Annotated in this window: 4 protein-coding genes; 3 read left to right on the top strand and 1 reads right to left on the bottom strand. The window is 68.9% G+C overall.

Annotated elements, in window-relative coordinates:
- Positions 1-189 precede the first annotated feature (189 nt).
- Positions 190-621 (bottom strand): TMEM165/GDT1 family protein, encoded by a 432-nt coding sequence (locus EB084_20270; GenBank protein NDD30602.1) that lies wholly within the window; start codon positions 619-621, stop codon positions 190-192.
- 290 nt (positions 622-911) lie between these two features.
- On the opposite strand from EB084_20270, the gene EB084_20265 reads away from it, so the two are divergent.
- From EB084_20265 to EB084_20255, 3 genes are all read left to right on the top strand, one after another.
- A complete protein-coding gene (locus EB084_20265) occupies positions 912-2,525 on the top strand; it encodes a methylcrotonoyl-CoA carboxylase (GenBank protein NDD30601.1) in 1,614 nt (537 codons plus the stop codon).
- Positions 2,522-4,021 (top strand): ATP-grasp domain-containing protein, encoded by a 1,500-nt coding sequence (locus EB084_20260; GenBank protein ID NDD30600.1) that lies wholly within the window; start codon positions 2,522-2,524, stop codon positions 4,019-4,021. The genes EB084_20265 and EB084_20260 overlap by 4 nt, the downstream gene beginning before the upstream one ends.
- Before the next feature lie 11 nt (positions 4,022-4,032).
- A partial coding sequence (locus tag EB084_20255) for a hypothetical protein (GenBank protein NDD30599.1) occupies positions 4,033-4,441 on the top strand: 409 nt, incomplete at its 3' end.

Below are 4,441 nucleotides of genomic sequence, written 5' to 3'. Positions count from 1 at the left end.
TGCGCACCAGAGCGGCGAGTCGCCATACGCCGCCTGAGCGGAGTCGACGGCACGGGGGGCGGGGGCGCCACGCGCGGTATGGCAACGCGCTGACGTCGCCGCCCCTGCGTCCTCGGCTGGCGCAGACCTCTGGGGTTCGCAACGCGGTCTGCACGCCATCCCCACCCCGTTCCCAGCGCGGGCGGGGCGTCAGGCCGTGGCGAGCATGTAGGCGCCGATCGTCGCGAACAGCACCGCCGCAATGCGCTGGAAGGTCTGCGGATGCACTGCGTTCCTCAGGTGCGAGCCGATGAGCACGCTCAGCCCGGTCACCGCCCACAGGGCCAGGGTGGCGGCGACGAAGATGATCAAGGTCTGCTGATAGCGCGCCACCAGCGTTGCCGTGGCCAGCTGCGTCAGATCGCCCCACTCCGCGACGAAGATCACCATGAACGCCCCCGTGGCGCTCTGCAGCAGCGACCCGTCGCCCGACCCGAGGCTCTCCTCCTCGTCGTCTCGCACGCGCCGCCACATCGACCAGGCGAAGACGAGAAAGACCACGCCCGCGACGCGGTGCACGAGCGCAGGGGGGAGCGCCGTGAGAAGGCTGCCCGCGGTGACGGCCACGATGCTCTGCACCACGAAGACGCGGTGGGATCGAAGCGCACGCGAAGAGGCCTCTTCTCAGCGCGTCCGATACGATGACGCGCGGGTCCCAGGGGCAGGGGGGAGCCGTTCGCCGATGACGCCGGGAAGGCCTTCGGTCTCGAGCCCCACGTGCGGTGACGTCGCAGAGGGCTCACCCCGAATCTCGGAAGGGTTCCCTCGGCGGGCGAAGAAACGCCCCGCAACCGATGCCCCCGTGCCCCGCACGCGCGCGGTCTCGAGTGCGCCACGGCACCGCAACGCCCCTGAAGAGAGCCTCCCTGCACATGGACGTCCTTTCGACCCACGTCAACCCCAGCGACCCGGTCTTCACCGAGAATCGCGCTCACCTCGAATCGCTGTGCGACCAGCTGCGCTCGCGCCTGGCCGCGGCCCGCGCCGGCGGTGGTGAGGCGGCGGTGAAGAAGCACACCAGCCGCGGCAAGCTGTTCGTGCGCGACCGCGTCGATGCGCTGCTCGACCCGGGCAGCCCGTTCCTCGAGATCGGCGCGCTTGCGGCCAACGGCATGTACGACGACCAGGCCCCTGGCGCGGGCATGGTGACCGGCATCGGGCGCGTGCAGGGTGTGCCGTGCATGATCGTCGCCAACGACGCCACCGTCAAGGGCGGCACGTACTACCCGATGACGGTGAAGAAGCACCTGCGCGCCCAGGAGGTTGCCGAGGAGAACGGCCTGCCCTGCGTCTACCTCGTCGACTCCGGCGGCGCGTTCCTGCCCATGCAGGCCGACGTCTTCCCCGACAAGACCCACTTCGGTCGCATCTTCTACAACCAGGCCCGCATGTCGGCCAAGGGCATCGCCCAGGTGGCGGTGGTGATGGGGTCGTGCACGGCAGGGGGTGCGTACGTGCCCGCCATGAGCGACGAGACCATCATCGTGCGCAACCAGGGCACCATCTTCCTCGGCGGCCCACCCCTTGTGAAGGCCGCCACCGGCGAAGAGGTGAGCGCCGAAGACCTGGGCGGCGGCGACGTGCACACCCGCACCTCGGGCGTGGCCGACCATCTAGCGCAAGACGACGCCGACGCGCTGCGCATCGCGCGCAGCGTGGTGTCGGCTCTCAACTGGCGCCCGCCTGCCTGCCCGCTCGAGGTGACGACGCCCGAAGACCCGCTCTACGATGCGAACGAGCTGTACGGCATCGTGCAGAAAGACGTGCGCAAGCCCTATGACGTGCGCGAGATCATCGCCCGCCTCGTCGACGGCAGCCGCTTCCACGAGTTCAAGGCGCTCTACGGGAACACGCTGGTGACGGGCTTTGCCCGCATCTGGGGCTACCCCGTGGGCATCGTGGCCAACAACGGCGTGCTGTTCAGCGAGAGCGCCCAGAAGGCCGCGCACTTCGTCGAGCTGTGCAGCCAGCGCGGCGTGCCCCTCGTCTTCTTGCAGAACATCACCGGCTTCATGGTGGGCCGCAAGTATGAGACCGGCGGTATCGCCAAGGACGGCGCCAAGATGGTGATGGCGGTGAGCAACGCCGCCGTGCCCAAGTTCACCGTCATCATCGGCGGCTCGTACGGCGCCGGCAACTACGGCATGTGCGGCCGCGCCTACCAGCCCCGACAGCTCTGGATGTGGCCCAACGCCCGCATCAGCGTGATGGGGGGCGAGCAGGCGGCCAACGTGCTGCTCACGGTGAAGAAAGACCAGCTTGCCGCAACAGGGCAGCCGCCCATGACGGCCGAGCAGGAAGAGGCGTTCAAGCGCCCTACCCTCGACAAGTACACCACCGAGGGCGACCCCTACTACAGCAGCGCCCGCCTGTGGGACGACGGGGTCATCGACCCGGTCGACACCCGCATGGTGCTGGGCCTGGGAATCGGAGCGTCGCTCGGTGCGCCGTTCCCGACCCGCGCCCAGGGCGTCTTCCGGATGTGACGGCCATGCAGAAGGTACTGATAGCCAATCGCGGCGAGATCGCGCTGCGTGTCATCCAAGCGGTGCGCGAGGCCGGCATGCGAGCCGTGGCCGTGTACGCCGATCCAGACGCGGGCGCACCGCACGTGGCCGCCGCCGATGAGGCCTACCGCCTGCCCGGCAGCACGCCGGCCGAGACCTATCTCAACATCGCCCGCCTGCTCGAGATCGCAGAAGCCCACGATGTCGACGCCGTGCACCCGGGCTACGGGTTCCTCTCCGAGAACCCTCGATTTGCTCAAGCCTGCGCCGACGCTGACCTCGTGTTCATCGGGCCCTCACCAGACGTGATGGCGACGATGGGCGACAAGATCGTGTCGAAGCAGACCATGGAAGCCGCCGGCGTTCCCGTGCTCAAGGGCGTGATGCTCGACCCGCACGACATCGAAGCCTGGAAGACCGCGGCCGAGCAGATCGGGTTCCCCGTTCTGCTCAAGGCAACCGCCGGAGGCGGCGGCAAGGGCATGCGCCTGGTGGAAGGCCCGGAGGGCCTTCAAGAGGCCCTCGAGGGGGCCGCGCGCGAGGCCGCCAAGGCCTTTGGCGACGACCGGGTGTTCATGGAGAAGTACATCGCCCGTCCGCGGCACATCGAGGTGCAGGTGTTTGCCGACACCCACGGCAACGTGGTGCACATGCTCGAGCGAGAGTGCTCGATACAGCGTCGCCATCAGAAGGTGGTCGAGGAATCGCCGGCCTGTGGCATCGACGACGCCCTGCGCGCACGCCTCGGCGAGGCGGCCGTGGCGGCGGCCCGCGCGGTGGGCTATGTCAACGCCGGCACGGTCGAGTTCATCATGGATCAGGGCGGCCAGTTCTGGTTCATGGAGATGAACACGCGCCTGCAGGTCGAACACGGGGTCACCGAGCTCATGCTCGGGCGCGACCTGGTGCGCACCCAGCTGCTCGTGGCAGCGGGACACGCCCTGCCCTTCACCCAGAACGACCTGCGCGCGGAAGCCCACGCCATCGAGTGCCGCATCTACGCCGAAGACCCGTCGAACAGCTTTCTCCCCGCCACGGGCGAGGTGCGTCGGCTGCGGCTGCCACGCGGCCCGGGCATCCGCGTTGACTGTGGCATCGTCGAGGGCTATGCGGTGACGGTGCACCACGATCCCATGCTGGCCAAGGTGCTCACCTGGGGAAAGACGCGCGAAGAAGCGCTGCAGAAGATGCGCGTCGCCCTGAGCGATCTGGTGATTCTCGGCGTCACCACGAACACCACATTCCTCCGATCGCTCATCGCGCACCCGGACTTCGTGGCGGGCAACGTGCACACGCACTTCCTCAAGGAGAACGTCATCGCCGAACCGGCCCCCAGGGTCGAGGCCCTGGTGGCGGCGGCCTTCGCGGCCCAGTCTGCGGGGACGGCGACATCGTCGGCGACGTCGGCCGGCAGCGCCGCACCGACGCACGAGGGACCGTGGCAGCGCAACGATCGATGGAGGATGCGCGCATGAGCCGCCTGCGAATGAAGGTATCGGGCCGCGAGGAGTGGCTCTCGTTCGACCTCGAGCTGGGGCGCGAGGGCGCCTTCACGTGGGAAGACGGCGCCCTTGCGCTGCAAGGCCGCGTCGTGGCAAACCCCTCGAACACGGGCGTGGTCGAGGGGTGGCTCGACATCGACGGCCGCATCACGCCCTTCGCCGCCTGCCGCGTAAAAGATCGCGTGCACGTGTGGGCCGGCGGCGTCACGGTCTGGCTCGACCTCGACACGGGGCAGAAGCGGGGCAAGGGTCCTGCCGCGGCGGGGGGCGATGACATTCTGGCCCCCATGCCGGGCACCGTGCTCAAGGTGCACGTGGCGGTAGGCGCCGCGGTCGAAGCCAACCAGGCCGTGATGGTGATGGAGTCGATGAAGATGGAGCTCACCCTGCACG

The organism is Pseudomonadota bacterium (assembly GCA_010028905.1).
In the GTDB taxonomy this organism is placed as follows: domain Bacteria; phylum Vulcanimicrobiota; class Xenobia; order RGZZ01; family RGZZ01; genus RGZZ01.
Note: the sequence above shows the minus strand (reverse complement) of the source record. Positions and strands in the feature narration are given on the sequence as shown.

Excerpts from the sequence above, each read along its gene's own strand:
- EB084_20265 (NDD30601.1), top strand. The coding sequence starts at position 912 with ATGGACGTCCTTTCGACCCACGTCAACCCCAGCGACCCGGTCTTCACC.